General features: G+C 74.9%; 15 protein-coding genes. 6 read left to right on the plus strand and 9 right to left on the minus strand.

The genetic code is table 11. The features are described 5' to 3' along the window. Positions 1-38: 38 nt before the first annotated feature. Genes AC07AW_RS20565 through AC07AW_RS20580 form a run of 4 tightly spaced genes read right to left on the minus strand, consistent with a single transcriptional unit; the run spans position 39 to position 4,305 of the window. Positions 39-644: a GTP-binding protein gene (locus tag AC07AW_RS20565; protein ID WP_478816925.1), complete on the minus strand. Its 606-nt coding sequence runs from the start codon at positions 642-644 to the stop codon at positions 39-41. Then, positions 625-1,050 (minus strand): DUF742 domain-containing protein, encoded by a 426-nt coding sequence (locus AC07AW_RS20570; protein WP_478816926.1) that lies wholly within the window; start codon positions 1,048-1,050, stop codon positions 625-627. Before AC07AW_RS20570 ends, AC07AW_RS20565 begins: the two co-directional genes overlap by 20 nt. Before the next feature lie 10 nt (positions 1,051-1,060). After that, positions 1,061-1,507, minus strand: coding sequence for a roadblock/LC7 domain-containing protein (locus AC07AW_RS20575; RefSeq protein WP_351189285.1), 447 nt, complete (start codon positions 1,505-1,507; stop codon positions 1,061-1,063). Next, positions 1,504-4,305 carry a sensor histidine kinase gene (locus AC07AW_RS20580; protein WP_478816927.1) on the minus strand — a complete coding sequence of 934 codons (2,802 nt, stop codon included), beginning with the start codon at positions 4,303-4,305 and terminating at the stop codon, positions 1,504-1,506. The genes AC07AW_RS20575 and AC07AW_RS20580 overlap by 4 nt, the downstream gene beginning before the upstream one ends. A gap of 436 nt (positions 4,306-4,741) precedes the next feature. Here AC07AW_RS20580 and AC07AW_RS20585 point away from each other — a divergent pair, with 436 nt between their 5' ends. Continuing rightward, the gene (locus AC07AW_RS20585; RefSeq protein ID WP_478816928.1) at positions 4,742-5,110 is read left to right on the plus strand and encodes a hypothetical protein; all 369 of its coding nucleotides are present in this window, start codon (positions 4,742-4,744) and stop codon (positions 5,108-5,110) included. A 107-nt stretch (positions 5,111-5,217) separates the two neighbouring features. Here the strand turns inward: AC07AW_RS20585 and AC07AW_RS20590 are convergent, their stop codons facing one another. The 5 genes from AC07AW_RS20590 to AC07AW_RS20610 form a co-directional block, all read right to left on the minus strand. Further along, positions 5,218-9,885: a hypothetical protein gene (locus AC07AW_RS20590; RefSeq protein ID WP_478816929.1), complete on the minus strand. Its 4,668-nt coding sequence runs from the start codon at positions 9,883-9,885 to the stop codon at positions 5,218-5,220. Positions 9,886-9,924: 39 nt separating this feature from the next. Continuing rightward, entirely contained in the window at positions 9,925-10,827 is a 903-nt protein-coding gene (locus AC07AW_RS20595) for a hypothetical protein (protein ID WP_392154877.1), read from the minus strand. Then, on the minus strand, positions 10,824-11,504 hold the full coding sequence (locus AC07AW_RS20600) for a hypothetical protein (RefSeq protein WP_478816930.1): 681 nt from the start codon (positions 11,502-11,504) through the stop codon (positions 10,824-10,826). The genes AC07AW_RS20595 and AC07AW_RS20600 overlap by 4 nt, the downstream gene beginning before the upstream one ends. Next, entirely contained in the window at positions 11,501-13,045 is a 1,545-nt protein-coding gene (locus tag AC07AW_RS20605) for a hypothetical protein (protein ID WP_478816931.1), read from the minus strand. Before AC07AW_RS20605 ends, AC07AW_RS20600 begins: the two co-directional genes overlap by 4 nt. 88 nt (positions 13,046-13,133) lie before the next feature. Beyond that, entirely contained in the window at positions 13,134-13,844 is a 711-nt protein-coding gene (locus tag AC07AW_RS20610; protein ID WP_478816932.1) for a GntR family transcriptional regulator, read from the minus strand. 161 nt (positions 13,845-14,005) lie between these two features. Between AC07AW_RS20610 and AC07AW_RS20615 the strand changes: the two genes are divergently transcribed. The 5 genes from AC07AW_RS20615 to AC07AW_RS20635 are packed head-to-tail and all read left to right on the plus strand — an operon-like array spanning position 14,006 to position 18,080. After that, positions 14,006-15,286 carry an MFS transporter gene (locus tag AC07AW_RS20615; RefSeq protein WP_478816933.1) on the plus strand — a complete coding sequence of 427 codons (1,281 nt, stop codon included), beginning with the start codon at positions 14,006-14,008 and terminating at the stop codon, positions 15,284-15,286. Beyond that, entirely contained in the window at positions 15,283-15,780 is a 498-nt protein-coding gene (locus tag AC07AW_RS20620) for a D-glutamate cyclase family protein (RefSeq protein WP_478816934.1), read from the plus strand. Before AC07AW_RS20615 ends, AC07AW_RS20620 begins: the two co-directional genes overlap by 4 nt. A 58-nt stretch (positions 15,781-15,838) precedes the next feature. Beyond that, positions 15,839-16,603 carry a LamB/YcsF family protein gene (locus AC07AW_RS20625; RefSeq protein WP_392154868.1) on the plus strand — a complete coding sequence of 255 codons (765 nt, stop codon included), beginning with the start codon at positions 15,839-15,841 and terminating at the stop codon, positions 16,601-16,603. Further along, a complete protein-coding gene (gene pxpB, locus AC07AW_RS20630) occupies positions 16,600-17,220 on the plus strand; it encodes a 5-oxoprolinase subunit PxpB (RefSeq protein ID WP_478816935.1) in 621 nt (206 codons plus the stop codon). Before AC07AW_RS20625 ends, pxpB begins: the two co-directional genes overlap by 4 nt. Further along, the gene (locus AC07AW_RS20635) at positions 17,217-18,080 is read left to right on the plus strand and encodes a 5-oxoprolinase subunit C family protein (protein ID WP_478816936.1); all 864 of its coding nucleotides are present in this window, start codon (positions 17,217-17,219) and stop codon (positions 18,078-18,080) included. Before pxpB ends, AC07AW_RS20635 begins: the two co-directional genes overlap by 4 nt. Positions 18,081-18,094: the final 14 nt, after the last annotated feature.

The following is an 18,094-nucleotide window of genomic DNA, read 5'->3' on the forward strand; positions in this document are numbered from 1 at the left end:
ACTGACCGCCGGCCCCGTCGGGCTGACCACCCGCCCCGTCAGGTCGTGACGGCGGACGGGGCCCGGTCCGCGAGGACGAGGGCGTGCTGGACGACCGCCACGAGGACGTTCTTCACGGACTCGCGGTCCCGGGCGTCGCACATCAGCAGCTCCACCTCGGGGTCCAGGTCGAGCGCGCCGCGCACGCTCTCCGCCGGGAACCGCCGGGCGCCCTCGAAGCAGTTGACGGCCACCGTGAACGGGATGCCGCGCCGCTCGAAGTAGTCGATGGCGGCGAAGCTGTCCTCCAGGCGGCGGGTGTCCGCGAGGACGATCGCGCCCAGGGCGCCCTGGGCCAGCTCGTCCCACAGGAACCAGAAGCGGTCCTGCCCCGGGGTGCCGAAGAGGTAGAGGACGAGGTCTTCGCGGAGCGTGATCCGGCCGAAGTCCATGGCGACCGTGGTGGTCGTCTTGGTCTCGACGCCGTGCAGGTCGTCGACGGGCCGCCCCGCCTCGCTGAGGATCTCCTCCGTCCGCAGGGGCCGGATCTCGCTGACCGCGCCCACCAGCGTCGTCTTGCCGACCCCGAACCCGCCCGCGACGAGGATCTTCAGGGTCACCGGCTCGACGTAGGGCTTGGTGCGGCTAGAGCGCCCGAAGGCCATTGATCACCTCGCGAAGGATGCTCACGTCCGGCAGCTCGGCCGGCGGAACGGGGCGGGTCACATGGACGAGTTCGTCCTCGACGAGGTCGCCGACGAGGACCCGTACCACCCCGACGGGGAGATCGAGTCCGGCGGCGAGCTCGGCGATCGACTGGGGCTGCTCGGAGCAGCGCTCGACGATCTCCACGTGTTCCGGGGAGAGCGTCTGGTCCCGGCCGGGGTCGTCGGCGGCGGGCTCGGGAACGACCACCGCGATCAGGTCGAGCCGGTGGCGGGTGGCGGCGCTCGTCCGGCCGCGGGTCATCGCGTACGGACGGACCACCGGCCCGGCCTCGTCGTCGAACCAGTGGTGGCGGCCGGGGGTCTGGTCCCTCATCCGCTGGTTCCGCTCGGCTTCGTCACTCATGCGGTCCCACTCACCCTCCCGAGGGCAGGCCGGTCCGGGGAGCCGTCGTGAGGTGGGCCCCGACCCGCTTCACCATCAGCGTCATCTCGTAGGCGACCTGGCCGACGTCCGAGTCGGCGTCCGCAAGCACCGCCAGGCAGCTGCCGTCGCCGGCGGCCGTGACGAACAGGAAGGCGTCCTCCAGCTCGACGACCGTCTGGCGGACCTTGCCCGCCTCGAAGTGACGGCCGACGCCCTTGGCGAGGCTGTGGAAGCCGGAGGCCACGGCTGCGAGGTGCTCGCCGTCCTCCCGGGTCAGCTCCTGGGAGGCGCCGGTGGGGAGTCCGTCGCTGGAGAGCACCAGGGCCTTCCGGATGGACCCGACGCGCTGGACGAGCTCGTCGAGGAGCCAGTTCAGCTCGCCGTTTCCGTGTCCGTGTCCGGTCGTGCTGGGTGCTGCGGCGTTCGGTGCGGTCATCGACCGTCCCCCTCGGGTGTCGTTCCTGGTGCTGTCGTGTCGTCCGGCTCTGTGGTGTCCCGCCGGCCGCGCTGCCAGCCACGCTGCATGGCGGCCATGCGCGCGCGTACCTCCTCGGCGTCGCGCTCGAAGGAGTCGGGTCCGTCGGACGGCGCCCCGGTGCCCGCACGGGCGTCGGAGCGGGTTCCCGTACGGCCGGCCTTGCCCTCGGTCTCGCGCAGCTGGGGCGCGAGGCTGGCCTGGCGGACGCGGCGGGGCAGGCCGCCGAACGGGTCCGGGATCTCCGGCGGTACGTGATCCTCGGGTCGTCCGGGAGTGCCGGGGCGTACGGGCGCCTCCGGCCCCGCGGAGCTCTCCGGCCGTACGGGGACGAGCGTGGGGCCCATGCCCGGCGGGAGGTCCCGGCGGTCTCCCCACGGGTCGTCCTGCGGGTGCGCGCGGTCCGGCTGCGCCTGGGCGCCGTCCGCCTCGTCGAGGCGGCGGCCGTGGTCCACGACGAGCGTCGGGGTGCGGCGGCGCGGCAGCGGCACGGGGCTGAGGCGCGTCCCGTCGGCGGGGGCGTCCTGGCCCGTCGTGCGGTCCCGGGCCTGCTCGTGCTGCTCGCCGGCCGGCGCGAGGCCGGTGCGGCGCCGGTCGCGGGGCCGGAAGAGGCCGCCGCGCTCGCTGTCGCTGTCGAGGAGGTCCGCCGAGCGGTCGAGGAGGACGTCGAAGTCCTCGGTGCCGAGCGGCGACTCCAGCTCGACGGGGCCGTCCAGCGGTCCGGGTACCTCGGTCACGTCGGGGACCTTCGTGAGGGCGGGCCTGCGGGTGGGCAGGGCGCCGCCGTCGGCGGAGGCGTCGTCGGTCCGCGCGGGGCGCTCCAGGGTCTTGCGGTCGAGCCGGAATCCGGCGCCCTGGGTCTCGGGCGCGTCGGTGAGCAGCGCGGCCGGGATGAAGACGACCGCGGTGGTCCCTCCGTACGGGGAGGTCTGGAGCGAGACCCGGACGTTCTGGCGCTGGGCGAGCCGGCTGACCACGAAGAGGCCGAGGCGGTCGGTGTCCGAGAGCTCGAACTCGGGGGTCTCGGCGAGCCGGAGGTTGGCGTCGAGCAGGGCGTCGGGGTTCATGCCGAGGCCGCGGTCGTGGATCTCCAGGGTGAAGCCGTTGGCCACCCGCTCGCCGAGCACCTGGACGGCGGTGTGCGGGGGCGAGTACACCGTGGCGTTCTCGAGGAGTTCGGCGATGAGGTGGGTGAGGTCCGCGACGGCGGGGCCGCCCACGCCGAGGCGGGGCAGTCGGCGCACCTCGATCCGCTCGTAGTCCTCGACCTCGGCGACGGCGGCGCGGACCACGTCCATGAGCTGGACGGGCTTGCGCCACTGGCGGGAGGGGGCGGCGCCGGACAGGATGACGAGGCCCTCGGCGTGCCGGCGCATACGGGTGGTGAGGTGGTCGAGGCGGAAGAGGTCGGCCAGCTCGTCGGTGTCCTCCGTGCGCCGCTCCATGGTGTCGAGGAGGGTCAGCTGGCGGTGGAGCAGGACCTGGTTGCGGCGGGCAAGGTTGACGAACACCTCGGAGACGCCGCGGCGCAGTTCGGCCTGCTTGACGGCGGCCTCGACGGCGGCGCGCTGGAGGGTGTTGAGGGCCTGGCCGACCTCGCCGACCTCGTCCTCCCCGTACCGCAGGTGGGGCACCTCGGTGCCGACGTCGACCTGCTCGCCGGCGGCGAGGCGGCGCATGACGCTGGGCAGCCGGACGCCGGAGACCTCCTGGGCCTCCTTCTGCAGGCGGCGCAGGTCGCGGATGAGTCCGCGGCCGATGCGGAGGGAGATGACGATCGAGGCGATGAGGGCGAGGAAGCCGAGGACGCCGGCGATGCCGACCTTGAGGAGGACGCTGTAGGCGGCGGGCTTGACGCGTTCCTGGTAGCGGTCGCCGGCGGCGGTGTTCTCGCGGGCCAGGTCGTCGAGGACGGGGCTCGCCTGGTCCTGCCAGCGCTCGGCGGTGATGGCGCGCGGGCTGTCGGTGGGGCCGGCTTCGACGATCGCGTTCTCGGCGGTGCGCAACGGCTGGGTCTTGGGGCTGCGCCAGTACTTCTCGAAGTGCTCGCGCTCGGCGGCGGGCAGGAGTTCGAGGTTGACCTCGTAGAACTGCTCGCGGTTGGCGACGAGGTCGGACACCGCGCGGATCTCCTCGGCGGTGACGCGGTCCGCGACGAGCGCGGAGAGGACGAGGGCGTCCTCCCGGGAGAGCAGTTCACGGGCGCGCGTGATGCCGACGAGGGCGCGGCCCTGCTTGTCCATCTCCACGTTCTCGAGGGCGTGGAGGGTCATGAGGAAGCTGTAGCAGGGGTCGACGAGCCGGTTGTAGAACTCGAGGGCCTGCATGCGGCCGATGCCGCGGTTCTCGACGGAGCGGCGCAGCGAGGCGAGGCCGTCGAGCGCGTCGAGGAGGGAGTTGAGCCGCTGGGTCGTGACGGGCCGCATCTCGTCGCGCACGCCGGGGTCGGCGGCGTTGGCGCGGATGCGGGCGATCTGCCGGTCGGTGGCGCGGCGGGTCTCGCGCAGGGAGGCGAGAGCGTCGGAGCCCCGGGGGTCGGCGAGGTAGATGAGCGACTGGCGGCGCTCGATCTGGATGACCCGGGCGGTGTCCTCCAGCGGGTAGCCGACCTTCTCGACGATGTAGCCGACGTCGAGGAGCTGGTCGGCCTCGCGGCCCGTCAGGACCGTGGCGAAACCCCACAGTCCGGTGAGGGAGACGAGCGGTACGAGCAGCAACGCCACGATCTTCCTGCGGATGGACTTCCCGCGAAAGCGCATGGCCTCCCCCAGCTCGGCCCCCGTGCGCGACGAGGGTCCTTCACATTCGTGACGTCCGGCGTCAACACGCGGCGTCAACCTTGAATTTCAACAAACGGCGGCGCGAGCCTACTACTGCATCACGGCCATCCCGAAGGCGTGTCCGAGCTATTTTCAGCCTGTCGAGTGAGTCTTGATCATGAGATGTCCTGGTATTACGGGAGTTGGGATTGGCCAGTGTGGCGTAGGACACCTGATGGTGTGCCATTTCTCCGGCCTGCACGGATGGCTGGAACTGTTCGTTCCGCAGGGACTTGGGCCACCTTCGCCCCCACCCGGACGAAACCTTTTCCCTCTCTCGTGCGTCAATAAGTACGGGGAGGGTTCTGTCCGCGTAAAGGCGCTCAAGACGGGCAGTCACCCCTGAAGTCGTTCAGTGGTGGGGAGTGACAGGACAATGGAACACGAGGCGCGGTCGGCGCGGCAGTTGTGGGTGGAGGAGGAGCGGGGCCGACGGCGGATGCCCGATCCGGTGCGCAACGCCGCCGTACGGGCCGTGATGATCACGTCGGTGACACTCATCCAGGCCGTGGTGGCCTTCTACACGTCGGTCGCGGGCGCGTGGCTGGCGTTCCCGATGACCATCACCGCGGTGGCCTCGACCGTCGTGGCCACCTGGAGCATCCTCGACGTGTGGATCACCCGCCAGGTGTGGCGTCAGCGCAACGGCGTGGTGTCGGAGCCGAGCAGCACGGCGCGCCCGTCGATCCGGGCGCGGCGCGAGGAGAACCGGGCGGAGACGACGCCGCTGTCCGAGGCCGCGTGATCGCCTCTCGGGCAGCCTGAGCAACGACGACGAGCGGCCCGGTCCCCGAAAGGGGGCCGGGCCGCTCACCGTCGTACGACCGGGGACTTCGCGTCCGTACGGCCGGACTACGCGTCGCCCGCCGGCGCCGGGTCGTCCGACTGGTGGCGGCGGAACATCCGCGTCGCCGTGATCTCGCCGTGGATCGTCTCCCCCTCCGCGCCGGGCTGCGGAAGCCCGGGGCGCAGGTGCTCCTCCACGCTGATGTACTTCAGCCCCGCGCGCAGGTCCGCGTCGTTGCGCAGCCGGATCACCAGCGGGAACTCGGCGAGCGCGGTCGTGTCGAACAGGCCCGTGGTGTAGAGGAGCTGGACGCCCAGCGCGTCCGACACGGCCCGCTGGAGCTCCAGGAGGTACGTGGCGTTGGCGCGGCCGATGGGGTTGTCGAGGAACAGCGTGCCCGCGTGCCGGTGCTTGTCACGGCCCCGGTCGTTGGAGCGGAGCGCCGCCATCGTGCAGTACAGGGCGATGGCCGCGGTGAGCAGCTGGCCGCCGGAGAAGACGTCGCCCATCTGCCCGACGGGGACCCGCTCGGCACGCAGCACCGCGTCCGGCTTGAGGATCTCGACCGAGACGCCCTTGGGTTCGAGGGCGGCCTGGACGCCCCTGAGGAGCAGGGACATGCCGTCGCGCCGCAGGTCGGAGTTCTTCTTGACGGCGGCGCGGGTCGCCTCGTCGACGACCTCGCCGAGCCGCTCCGCGAGCGTGGCCTGGTCGGGCTCCTCGAAGCGGATCCGGAGGAACTCCTGGCCCGACCACTCGCCGAGGCCCTCGGGGAGCCGGGAGAGGCGCTGGGCGGAGCGGAGCGTCGCGAGCGAGGACTCCACGAGGCCGCGCAGCCGGTCGACGATCGAGTCCCGGTTGCGCTCCAGCTGCTCCAGCTCGTCGGTGAGGACCCGCAGTCGGGGCGCGAAGGCCTCGGCCCACTTGGCGGCGTGCTCGGGCAGCGCGGACGCGGGCAGCTCGCGGATCTGCTGGCGGGCGGGGGTGCGGACCTGCTCGTAGCGGGTGGAGTTGGCGTGCCGGACGAGGATGTCGCTCGCCTCGCGCACGGCGGCGTCGGCGGCGGACAGCTCGGCGGTGCAGCCGCGCAGCGCGCGCCGCGCCTCGGCCGCCACCGTACGGGCCTCCTCAAGGCTGCCCGGGTACGGCTCGGTCTCCTCCCGCTCCTCGTCCGCGTGGTCGCGGAGCAGGTCCCGCAGCAGGGCCGCCGTCTCGTCGAAGCCGCCGGCCGCGTCCTCGGCGGCCCGGTGGTCCCGGAGGAGTCCGGCGTGGGCGGCGCGCGCCGCGTCCAGGGCGTCGGTGCGGGAGGCGAGTTCGCCGGTGGCGGTACGGAGCAGGGCCTGGGCCCGCTCGGCGTCGGCGGGCACCAGCTCCTCGGGCAGCTCGGTGTGCGCCTCGCCGTCCTCGGGGGCCAGGCGCTCGGCCTCGCCGCGGAGCCGGCCGAGCTTCTCGCTCGCCTCGGAGGCGCGGGTCTCCAGCATCTGGACCAGGGCCTCGGCGCGGGCGGCTGCGGCCTGCCGGGACGGGCCGTCGGCGCCGTCCGTGGACTCCAGGAGCTGTTCGGCGCGGGTGCGGACCTTGTTGGTGAGGCGGTCGAGCTCGGCGAGGGCGGCGGACTCGTCGCTCTCGGCGCGGGCCTGCTCGGCGCGCAGGTCGGCGCCGACACCGACCTTCTCGTACACCTGGGAGGCCGCCCGGTAGGCCTCGCGGAGGGTGGGGAGCGCGGTGCGGGGCGCGTCCGGGTCCTCCTCGGGGAGGGTGTCGGGGGCGCCGGCGATCTCGGCGCGCTCGGCCCGCAGGGCGCGGGCGGTGCGGTGGGCGTCGTCGGCGGCGCGCTGGGCCGCGCGGCGGTCCTCGTCGGCGGCGCGGGCGCGCTCCAGGCAGGTCTGGGCACGGGCCTCGGACTCGGTGGCGTCGTCGGCGAGTTCCCGGAGCTTGGCCTGCCAGGCGGACCGCTCGCGCAGCCGGAACGCCAGGCCCGCGAGGGCGTCGGCGACCCGGCGGGCGCGCTGGGCGGCCTCCTGGCGCTCGTCCCGCAGCCGGGCGGCCTCGGTGGCGGTCTCGTCGGCCTCCGTACGAACCGTGCGGGCCTCCTCCAGGGTGGCGGCGGCGGCCTCGGCGGTCTCGCGGGCGGTCGTGGCGACGGACGCGAGTTCGGCGAGCATCCCGAACGGGCAGTCGGCGCGCCAGGCGCCGATCCGGGACGCGAGGGCGCGGTCGCCGGCGAGGCGGGCGGCGAGGGTGCGGATCTCCTCGTCGCGGGCGGTCGCGCGGGCGCGCAGCGCGTGCCGCTCCTCGTCGGCCGCGTGCTCGTCGTGCATGGCCGGGTTCGGCGGCACGAGGAAGACCCCCGTGTCCTCGGCCGTCTCCCGGGCGGGTACGGGGGCGAGGAGGGCGGCGGCCGTGCCGACGGCGACGGCGGAGCGGGGCAGCAGGGCGGCGCTGCCGAGAACCTCGCGGGCGCGTCCGTACGAGACGGGGTCGGTGATCACCACGCCGTCGACGAGCTCGGGGCGGGCGGCCAGGACCCGGGCGTGGTCGGCGGGGTCCACCGCCTGGGCGAGGTAGCGCCAGCCGGGGAGGGCGGGGATGCCGTGCTCGCCGAGGTACTCGACGGTGGCGAGGACGTCGGGGCCGGGCGGCAGCAGGCCGCCGTCGCCGAGGGCACCGAGGATGCGGGAGTCGTCGGCGGCGGCGGTACGCAGTTCGAAGAGCTGGCGCTCGGCGGAGGCGACGGCCTGGTCGAGCAGGCCGCGCAGCTCGTCGGCGTACCGGTCGAACTCGGTGACGGTGAGCGGGCCCTGGGGCTCCGGACCGGGACCGGCGTCCTCCTCGGGTTCGGCGTCGGAGGCGGTGGCGGCGCGCTGGCCCGGGAGCGGGGAGCCGGAGAACGGCAGGCTCAGGAGTTCCGCCAGGCGCTCCTCGGAGGCCAGGGACTCGGCGGCACGGCGCTCCGCGTCGTAGGCGTTCCCGGCGGCCTCGGCGGCGTCGGCGGCGCGGGCGGCGGCGAGTTCGGCGCGGGACTCGGCGCCGGCGGCCTCACGCGCGCGCTCGGCCGCGGTGCGGGCGGCCTCGCGTGCCGTGTCCCAGGTGGCGACCGTGGTCTTCTCGGCGTCGCTCGCGGCGAGCGCGGCGCGGGCCGGGTCGGCGTCGGGGGCGGTGTCGTCGAGCCAGCCGGCCCGTACGGCCTCGGCGGTCTCCTGCTCGACCTCGGCGAGCCGCTGCCGCAGGTGGCCGGCCTCGCTGCGGGCCCGCTGGGCCTCGGTGGCGGCGGCGGTGGCGTCGCGGTGGGCGGTCTCGCTCGCGTCCTGGAGGGCGGTGGAGCGTTCCTCCTCCTCCGCCGCGTGGCGCTCGCCCTCCTCGGCGGCGGCGGCGAGCGCCCGTACGAGATCGGCGGCGGCCTTGGCGCGGGCGGCCAGGGCGGGGGCGGCGTCGCGCTCGGCCTCGCGGATGGCGGCGGCCACGCGCGCGGAGCGGTCGCCCGCGGCCCGGTGGCGCAGCACCGCCTCGGCCGCCTGCCAGGCGGAGTGCAGGGTGCGGGCGTCGGTGAGTTCGCGGCGCTGGGCCGCGGCGCCCTTCTCGGCGGCGGTCAGCGCCAGGGAGGCGTGCCGGTAGGCGAGTTCGGCGGCGATCAGGGAGCTGCGGCTGCGGGCCGTCTCGGCCTCGGCGACGGCGTGTCCGGCCGAGGTGACCTGCTGGGCGAGTTCGGCGGCGCGGCCGCGCTCCTCGGCGGCGCGGGCGGAGAGCCGGCGGGCGAGCGTACGGGTGCGGCGCTCGGCGCCCGCGTGGACCTCGCGCGCGTGCGCACGGGTCCCGGCGGCCTCGACGATCCGGCCGAGGAGGTCCACGGAACCAGCGGTGAAGTCGCGCTCGGCGGTCAGTTCGGCACGGCGGCCCAGCTTGTTGCCGAAGCCGCCGACGAGGTCGGCGAGGCCGTCGGTGTCACGGGTGTCGGTGACGGCGCGCAGCAGCAGGTCGGTGAAGTCGGAGTCCTTCTTGACCGCGAAGAGGCCGGCGGCCTCGCCCTCGTCGGCGTTCATCTCGCGCTGGTAGCGGAAGAGTTCGGGGTCGAGGCCGAGGTCGCCGAGGTGCTCGTTCCAGCGGTCGTGGATCTCCTCCCAGACCACCTCCAGGTGCGGATAGGCCTTCCCGGCCTCGGTGAGCGCGTCGCGGAAGCCCTTCATGGTGCGGCGGCGGCCGCTCGCGCCGGAGGCGCCCTCGACGGGCGGGCGGACGGAGGTCGCCTCGGCCACGGGCAGGTTGTCCAGGCTGAGTCCGGGGCCGGGACGGAAGGAGTACCAGGCCTCGGCGAACTTCCGCGGGTCGTTGGAGACCTGGCGGCCGCGCCACTCGCTGGCCTTGCCGACGACGACGAGCTCGCCGGTCAGGGTGTGCTGCCACTCCAGGGCCACGTGGCCGCAGTCGTCGGCGAGGAGGAACTTGCGCAGCACGCCGGAGCTGGCGCCGCCGAGGGTGTTGCGGTGGCCGGGGAGCATGACCGAGAAGATCAGCTTGAGGAGGACGGACTTGCCGCCGCCGTTCTCCAGGAAGAGCACGCCCGCGGGGGCCGGGCGGCGCGGCGGGCCGACCGGCTCCTCCTCGAAGAACTCCGCCTGGGTGGGGGCGGGGTGGGGCACAGGCGCGCCGACTCCGCGCAGGTCCAGGACGGTGTCGGCGTAGCGCGCACCGGCGGGACCGATGGAGTAGAGGCGGACCCGGGACAGCTCGTACATGCGGCGGACTCTCGTCGTCTCGTTCGTGATCAGGCGTGATCAGGCGTGGAAGGGCAGGCCCGCGTCGGCGGCGAGTTCCAGGTCGTCGCCCTCGGGCGGCGGGAGGAGGGTCGCGGAGCCGTCGCTGACGGGGACGACGCCGAGTTCGAGGAGCTCGGCCATGGCGGCTGAGCCGGCCATGTCGCGGACCTGGAGCTGGTAGCGAGCGGTGGTGCGGTAGGAGCCGCCGCCCTCGTCGCCGGTGCGCTGGAGGAAGCCGGAGTCGGTGAGGAACGCGGCCGCCTTGCCGACGATGCCGGTGGTGGAACCGGCGAGCCGGCGGGCGTCCTTGGTGGCTCCGGTGGCGCTGCGGCGCGCGTAGATCCGCCAGGCGGCCTCCAGGCCGGGGGCGTCGGAGGCCGGGTCGGTGTTCTCGCCCTGCTCCTCGGCGCGCTGCTCCAGACGCAGACAGGCCTGGCGTACGAAGGCGTCGACGCCGTTGACCGTGAGCCGGCCGATGTACGCGTCGTCGGCGAGGTCCTCGGGCCGGGGGAAGGCCATGGCGGCGACCGCGAGGTGGGCCAGGCCGTGCAGGAACCGGTCGGCGGAGTCCGTGGAGGCGCGGCGGGCGTAGTCGCCCATGCGGACGGCGAAGACGGAGTCCTCGCCCGCGGTGACGGCCATCCCCGCGCGCGGGGACACCTCCAGGACGACGAGTCCGAGGCCGGTGGCGACGGCGTCGGCGAGGCGCGCGAAGGCGGGGTCCTCGCGGTAGCGGCGCAGGAGCTCGGTGTACTCGGCGTCGCGGGCCGGGAGCAGCTTGGGCTGGAGCCCGAAGGACACGAGCCGGGCCGCGTCGGCGGCGTCCGCGGGGGTGACGGCGGAGGCGGAGGTGGCGGCCGGGGGCTGCGGGGGCTCCTGCTCGCTCCACGCGTCGGCGTACTCGGCGTGGGTTTCGCTCACGGCTGGGGCTCCTCGGTACGGCTCTCGGTCGGTACGGCACGGGGTACGGGCAGCGGGACGGGGGTGACGGCGGCGGAGCCGGCCCCGCCGGGCCGGTCCACGGGCGCGGGCGGCTCGTCGGTGAGCCGCACGGCCCGCACGGCCGGAAGGCCCCGGCGCCGCGCGGGCGGGGTACGAACCGGCTCGGGCACGGACACGGTCCCGAACCGAGGCCGACCGACGGGGGCGGGGACCTCGCGGTCGGCCTCGGGTACGGGCGTCGGCTCGGCCTCGGGTGCGGGCTCGGCTGCGCGCGCGGGCGGCAGCTCGGGCACGGCCTCGGCGTCCGGCACGGGCGCCTCCTGGTCGGGCACGGGCGCCGCCTCGGACTCGGGCACGGGCGTCGACTCGGGCTCCGATGCGGGCTCGGCTACGCGCGCGGCCGACAGCTCGGGCACTGCCTCGGCGCCCGGCACGGGCGCCTCCTGGTCGGGCGCCGGCGTCGGCTCGGACCCGGGCGCGGGCGCGGGCGTCGGCTCGGGCTCAGGTGCGGGTACGGGCTCCGGCTCGGGTGCGGGCGCGGAGACGGGTGCGGGCGCGGAGACGCCTGCAGGCTCGGTGGCCGGCGCCTCGGCGGTTGCCTGGGACGTCGCGAGTGCGAGGTCGGCGCTCGTTCGGGACTGGGGGACGAGGGTCACGTGGCCTCCGTGCGGTCCGCGGCCATGCCCGCCGCGTCGAGCAGCGCCGTACCGACGATCAGGTCGGCGCCGCCGAACTCGGGGTCGTCGAGCGGGGTGCCGTCGTCGACGGCGAAGAGGAGGCGCTCCTCGCCCTGGCGGTAGGCGGTGCCGACCGGGGGGCTCGCCGCGTGGACGGCGAGGAGGGCGACGAGGTACGGAAGGTCGGCGTCGAGCCGCCGGGCCTCGGCGAGCAGCCCGGAGAGGCGGCGCGGGGCGTCGTGCTCCAGGTCGAGCAGGCGCATGGCGCTCGCGAGCTGCTCCTCGCTGAAGCGGGAGTCGTCGGGGGTGGCGATCAGGTCGGGCTCGGGCATCTCCGCGCCGAGGTGCTCGCGCTCGACGGGCGGGGTGAGGAGCAGGTCGACGAGGTCGCCGAGGCGGACGGAGGCCGGGGTGCGCAGTCCGGTGCCGTGGGCGAAGAAGGCGTCGGTGACGCGGGTGGCCTGCTCGACGGGGAGCGGCAGGACGGGGGCGACCAGCTGCCCGTACAGGTCGAGTCCGGTGTACGCGGTGGGGGCGGCGAAGGCCTGCCGGTCCTGCTCGGCGCGGAAGAGCGGACCGGCCTCCAGGAGGCGGGACTGGAGCTGGGTGTGGCGCCGGATGCAGTCCTTCACTATGTCGACGAGCTCGGCGGCGCGCCGCTTGTGCTCCGCCGTCTTCGCGTCGGTCGTGGCCTCGGCCTCGTCGCGGGCCTTGCGGATGTTGGTGAGGATCGCGTTCTCGTGGCGGTAGCGGTCGGCCACGTGGTCGAGCGCCTCGGCGATCATGTCGGGGACCGTCTGGAGCCAGTCGACGGCCCGGACGTTGCGCCGGGTGGCCTCCAGGGTCTTGCGGAGGGTCTCGGCGTACTGCACGGTCCGGTAGCGCGCCTGCTCGGCGGCGAGCTGGGCGTCGGCGAGGCGGCCCCGGTTGATCAGGACCTCCAGCTTCACCTCGGCGGCGATCTGGGCGCTGGTGACGTCGGTGTCGAGGGCTCCGACGAGGACGTTGACCGCTTCGTCGGTGGTGCGGAGGTAGACCCCGCCGCCGTATCCCGGGACCTCTTCGATGAGCTTGAAGTCGTAGTCGCGGCGGATGTAGACCCCGTCGGTGCCGAAGGTGCCGTAGACGGCGCGGAAGCCGCGGTCGACGCTGCCGACGTTGATCAGGTTCTCCAGGACCCAGCGGGCCACGCGCTCGTGCTCGGCCGCGGGGCGGCCGGGGGCCTGGGCGGCGACGCGGGGCAGCAGGCGGGCGACGATCTGCTCGTGGTCGGCGCCGGTGTCGAAGTCCATGTTCAGCGTGATGAGGTCGATCGCGGCGAGGGCCACCTCGGCCATCGCGTAGACCGTGTACTCGCCGGCCAGGTTCGCCTTGCGCGCGTCGAGGTCGTGCAGCGGGGCGGTGCACGCGAGCGCGCGGAGGCGCCGCGCGAGCCCTTCGTCGGCGGCCGGGCCCTGCGCGGGGCGCGGCCCCGCGCTGAGCTGGGGCGGAGCGAGGTCCGTCGAGGCAGGCGAAGTCACGGTGCACAGATTAGGTCCTCACCATGACAACGGTCGAAACGGCGCAGATGCGACCGGCCCGCCCGGTAGCCTCGTCCGGCCTGTGCGCTCAGCCCGCGGAGCCCGCCGGATCGTCGACGGCCTGGGCGTAGGCGGCGGCGACCCGGGTGCGGGAGTCGTCGAGGTAGCGGGCGAGGAGTCGCTCCGCCGAGGCCCGTTCACCGGTGCGCAGGGCGTCCAGAATCTCCCGGTTTCGCCGGAGATAGGGCTCGTGGAGCGCGCGTGGGTCGTCGACGACGTGGAAGGCGAGGCGGAGTTCGGCGAGGACACCGCGCATCAGTTCGTCGGTGCGCGCGCTGCCCGCGAGGGCGACGAGTTCGCGGTGGAAGTGGATGTTGGCGGTGGAGACGCCCGTCCAGTCGTCGGCGCGGGCCGCGGCCTCGCCCTCGGCGACGGCGGCGGCGAGGGCGTCGACGGCGAACGGCGGCTGCCCCAGGCCCCGTACGACGGCGCATTCGACGAGCCGGCGCGTGCGGTAGATGTCGTCCACGTCACCCACCGCGAGGACGCGGACGAAGACGCCCCGGTTGAGCTCGTGGACGAGCAGGCGCTCGTGGGTGAGGAGCCTGAAGGCCTCGCGGAGTGTGTTGCGTGACACACCGAGGGCGCCGCCGATGCTCTCCTCGGAGAGCCGCACGCCGGGCGGGAAGTAGCCCTCGGCGATCCGGGTGCGCAGGATGTCCGCGACCCGCTCCGCCGTACTCGTGCGTCCGAGCAGCACGCGGTCGTCCGTCAGTCCTCCGGCCCCACTCAGGTCCACTGCGCCTCGCCCCTTCCGTCGTCCGCGGCCGAGTCAACCGCAGAAACGGGGAAGCGACAACACACCTCTTGTCGGATCGTTGAACAATCCTCTACCTTGACGGCACCGCACGGTTCCTCAGTACGTCTCTCAGGCACGCCTCCCACTCCTGCGAGGTGCAGATGAGCACGACACAGACCCGGCAGTACTCCCAGGGCGAACGACCTGACGACACGGGCGCGTTCGCCTGGCTGCGCGGCCTCGGGCCGCGCGGCCGGCGCGCCTTCGGTGGCGCTTTCGGCGGATACGCCCTGGATTCCTACGACTTCTTCACCCTGCCCCTGTCGATGGTGGCGATCGCCGCCTACTTCGGCCTCGACAAGGGCCAGACCGGCCTCCTGACCACCGTCACCCTCGTCGTCTCGGCCCTCGGGGGCGCGCTCGCCGGCGTCCTCGCCGACCGCGTCGGCCGGGTGAAGGCCCTGATGATCACGGTCGTCACGTACGCGCTCTTCACCGTCCTCTGCGGCTTCGCGCCCACCTACGAGACCCTGCTGGTCTTCCGGGCGCTCCAGGGCCTGGGCTTCGGCGGCGAGTGGGCCGTCGGCGCGATCCTGGTCGCCGAGTACGCCTCCGCGAAGCACCGGGGCCGGACGCTCGGCGCCGTCCAGAGCGCCTGGGCGGCCGGCTGGGCGCTCGCGGTGCTCGTGTACACGCTGGTGTTCCAGTGGGCCGACGCGGACCTCGCCTGGCGGATCCTCTTCTGGACGGGCGCGCTGCCCGCGCTCCTCGTCGTCTACGTACGGCGGAACGTCGAGGACGCCCCGCAGGCGACCGAGGCCCGCCGGTCCGGCGCCGGGCGCGGCTCGTTCCGGGCCGTGTTCCGTCCCGGCCTGCTGCGCACCACGCTCTTCGCGATCCTGCTCTCGACCGGCGTCCAGGGCGGCTACTACACGCTCGCCACCTGGGTCCCGACCTTCCTGAAGACCGAGCGGGGCCTGACCGTGGTCGGCACCGGCGGGTATCTGACCCTGCTGATCTCGGGGGCCTTCACCGGCTATCTGACCGGGGGTTACCTCACCGACCGGCTCGGCAGGAAGAGGAACATCGCCCTCTTCGCCGTGCTGTCCGCGGTGTCCGTCCTCGCGTACACCCACATCCCCGCCGGGGCGAACACCCTGCTCCTGCTGCTGGGATTCCCGCTCGGCTTCTGCATGTCGGCCATCTTCAGCGGCTTCGGCTCCTTCCTCGCGGAGCTGTACCCGACGGCGGTACGCGGCACGGGGCAGGGGCTCACGTACAACACGGGGCGCGCGGTCGGCGCCGTCTTCCCGACCCTCGTCGGCTTCCTCGCCGAGAGCTGGGGCGTGGGCGGGGCGCTGGTCTTCGGTGCCGTCGGCTACGGCCTGGCCGTGCTGGCCCTGTTCGGGCTGCCCGAGACGCGCGGGAGGGAACTCGTATGAGCGGGACGGTGGTTCTCGATCCGCGCGAGGCACGCGCGCGTGCCCGGGCCGGGACGGCGGGGCCGACGGCCGGCTGGGCGCCGGGCCACGCGCAGGCCAATCTGATCACGGTGCCCGCGGACTGGGCGTACGACGTGCTGCTGTTCTGCACCCGCAACCCGCGGCCGTGTCCGGTGCCGATGGTGGTGTCTATGCGGCCGGTCCCGACGGAACTCGTCCCGGTGGCGCGGCGGATCAGCGGTCTGCTGCCCGCCGTCCACGGGGCCCCGGTGCACGCGGGCGATCCGGCGGCGCTCGGCATCCGGGACCTGGACCGGCCCGACTTCGGGGACGCGGTCGAGGCCGAGCCGGGGGACGTGCCGGTGTTCTGGGCCTGCGGGGTCACCCCGCAGGCGGCCGTGATGGCCTCGCGCCCGCCGTTCGCGATCACCCACGCCCCGGGCCGGATGTTCGTCACCGACGTCCGGGACGAGCACTACCGGATCTCCGTCTGAACCGTACGACACAAGCCCTGAGCACCACCGCACCACCAGGTGGGAGAGGAAGCACCACATGACCTGGGTCCCGATCGATCTCAACGCCGACCTCGGCGAGGGCTTCGGCCGCTGGACGCTGACCGACGACGAGCGGCTCCTGTCCGTCGTCACCAGCGCCAACGTGGCCTGCGGCTTCCACGCCGGGGACGCGGCCACCATGCGGCGGGTCTGCGAGCTCGCGGCGGCGCGCGGGGTACGGATCGGGGCCCAGGTGTCCTACCGCGACCTGGCCGGCTTCGGGCGGCGCGCGATGGACGTGCCGGCCGCGGAGCTGGCCGCCGAGGTGGCGTACCAGATCGGCGCCCTGGAGGTCTTCGCCCGGGCCGCGGGCTCCCGGGTCTCGTACGTGAAGCCGCACGGGGCGCTCTACAACCGGGTGGTCCGGGACGCGGAGCAGGCGGCCGCGGTCGTGGACGGCGTGCTGCTCGCGGACCGGACGCTGCCGGTCCTCGGGCTGCCGGGGTCCCGGCTGCACGAGGCCGCCGCGGCTGCCGGGCTCCCGGTCGTCGCCGAGGCCTTCGGCGACCGGGCCTACCGGGCCGACGGCTCCCTGCTGCCACGGGGGCAGGAGGGGGCCGTCGTCACGGACCCGGACGAGGTCGTCGAACGGTCCGTGTCCATGGCCCGGTTCGGGGTCGTCACGGCGCACTGCGGGAGCTCCGTCGCCGTCCGGGCCCGGTCGCTCTGCCTGCACGGCGACACCCCGGGCGCGGTTGGCCTCGCCCGGCGGGTCCGGGAGCAGCTGGAAGCCTCCGGCGTGCGCGTGGAGGCCTTCGCGTGAGGGTGCTGAGGGTGGGCGACCGGGCCCTCCTGGTGGAACTGGACGGCGGCGGGGCGGCCGAGGCCTTCCACGCCGAGCTGCTGCGGCGGCGGGCGGCCGGCGCGCTGCCCGCCGTACGGGAGATCGTGCCGGCGGCGCGGACCGTGCTCCTCGACGGAGTGGACGACCCGGAGCGCCTCGCGGCCGAGCTGGCCGGCTGGGAGCCGCCGCCGCTCCACGCGCGCGTGGGCGAGGCCGTCGAGGTGCCGGTCCGCTACGACGGGCCCGACCTGGCGGAGGTCGCCGCGCTCTGGGGGGTGTCCGTGGAGGCGGCGGTTCGGATCCACACGGCGACCGAGTTCCGGGTCGCCTTCTGCGGGTTCGCGCCCGGCTTCGGCTATCTGACGGGGCTCGGCGAGCGGTACGAGGTGCCGCGCCGGGCCACGCCGCGCACCGCGGTCCCGGCCGGGTCGGTCGGCCTGGCCGGGACGTACACGGGTGTGTACCCGCGCTCCTCTCCCGGCGGCTGGCAGCTGATCGGCACCACGGACGCGGTGCTGTGGGACGCCGGGCGGGACCCGGCCGCGCTGCTCACGCCCGGCACCCGGGTCCGGTTCACGACAGGCGGCGGACGATGAGCGACCGGGCCGTCGCCGTGGTCCGGGCCGGGGCGCTGACCACCGTGCAGGACCTGGGGCGCGCGGGGTACGCGCACCTCGGCGTGCCCCGCTCGGGCGCCCTCGACCCGGCGGCCGGGCGCCTCGTCAACCGGCTCGTCGGCAACGCGGAGGGCGCGGCGGTCCTGGAGACCACCGTCAGCGGGTGCGCGCTGCGGCCCCGGTGCGCGGTGACCGTGGCGGTCGGCGGCGCGCCGTGCCCGGTCCGGGTGGACGGCCGCCCGGCGGCCTGGGGGACGACGCTCCGGGTCGGGGCGGGCTCCGTCCTCGAGGTCGGCGCGGCCGTGCGCGGGCTGCGCTCGTACGTGGCGTTCGGCGGCGGGATCGCCGTCGCGCCGGTGCTCGGCAGCCGCTCCACCGACCTGCTGTCGGGCCTCGGCCCGGCGCCGCTGGCGGAGGGGGCGGTGCTGCCGCTGGGAGCGGCCACGGCCGTATGGGGGTCGGTCGACGCTCCCCCCTGGCCGGGTCCGCCGGACGAACTCGTCCTGCGGGTCCGGCCGGGTCCCCGGGACGACTGGTTCACCGCTGCGGCGGTGCGCGCCTTCACCACGCGCGCGTACCGGGTGTCGCCGGCGAGCAACCGGATCGGGCTGCGTCTCGAGGGCCCGGCCCTGGAGCGGGCCGTGCCGGGCGAGCTGGCGAGCGAGGGCATGGTCCTGGGCGCGGTGCAGGTGCCGCCGGACGGGCGCCCGGTGGTGTTCCTCGCGGATCATCCGACGACCGGGGGCTATCCCGTGGTCGCGGTGGTGCGGGAGGCCGATCTGGGCGCGGCCGCGCAGGCGGTCCCGGGGACGCCGGTGCGGTTCGTGCCGGTGCGGTGAGGGCTCGGAGAGGT

Source organism: Streptomyces sp. NPDC044003, from assembly GCF_056435185.1.

What these genes read in the sequence shown, in the direction of transcription:
- AC07AW_RS20565 (WP_478816925.1), bottom strand. Translation starts at nt 644, where the DNA reads ATGGCCTTCGGGCGCTCTAGCCGCACCAAGCCCTACGTCGAGCCGGTG.
- AC07AW_RS20570 (WP_478816926.1), bottom strand. Translation starts at nt 1,050, where the DNA reads ATGAGTGACGAAGCCGAGCGGAACCAGCGGATGAGGGACCAGACCCCC.
- AC07AW_RS20575 (WP_351189285.1), bottom strand. Translation starts at nt 1,507, where the DNA reads ATGACCGCACCGAACGCCGCAGCACCCAGCACGACCGGACACGGACAC.
- AC07AW_RS20580 (WP_478816927.1), bottom strand. Translation starts at nt 4,305, where the DNA reads ATGCGCTTTCGCGGGAAGTCCATCCGCAGGAAGATCGTGGCGTTGCTG.
- AC07AW_RS20585 (WP_478816928.1), top strand. Translation starts at nt 4,742, where the DNA reads ATGGAACACGAGGCGCGGTCGGCGCGGCAGTTGTGGGTGGAGGAGGAG.
- AC07AW_RS20590 (WP_478816929.1), bottom strand. Translation starts at nt 9,885, where the DNA reads ATGTACGAGCTGTCCCGGGTCCGCCTCTACTCCATCGGTCCCGCCGGT.
- AC07AW_RS20615 (WP_478816933.1), top strand. Translation starts at nt 14,006, where the DNA reads ATGAGCACGACACAGACCCGGCAGTACTCCCAGGGCGAACGACCTGAC.
- AC07AW_RS20620 (WP_478816934.1), top strand. Translation starts at nt 15,283, where the DNA reads ATGAGCGGGACGGTGGTTCTCGATCCGCGCGAGGCACGCGCGCGTGCC.
- AC07AW_RS20625 (WP_392154868.1), top strand. Translation starts at nt 15,839, where the DNA reads ATGACCTGGGTCCCGATCGATCTCAACGCCGACCTCGGCGAGGGCTTC.
- AC07AW_RS20635 (WP_478816936.1), top strand. Translation starts at nt 17,217, where the DNA reads ATGAGCGACCGGGCCGTCGCCGTGGTCCGGGCCGGGGCGCTGACCACC.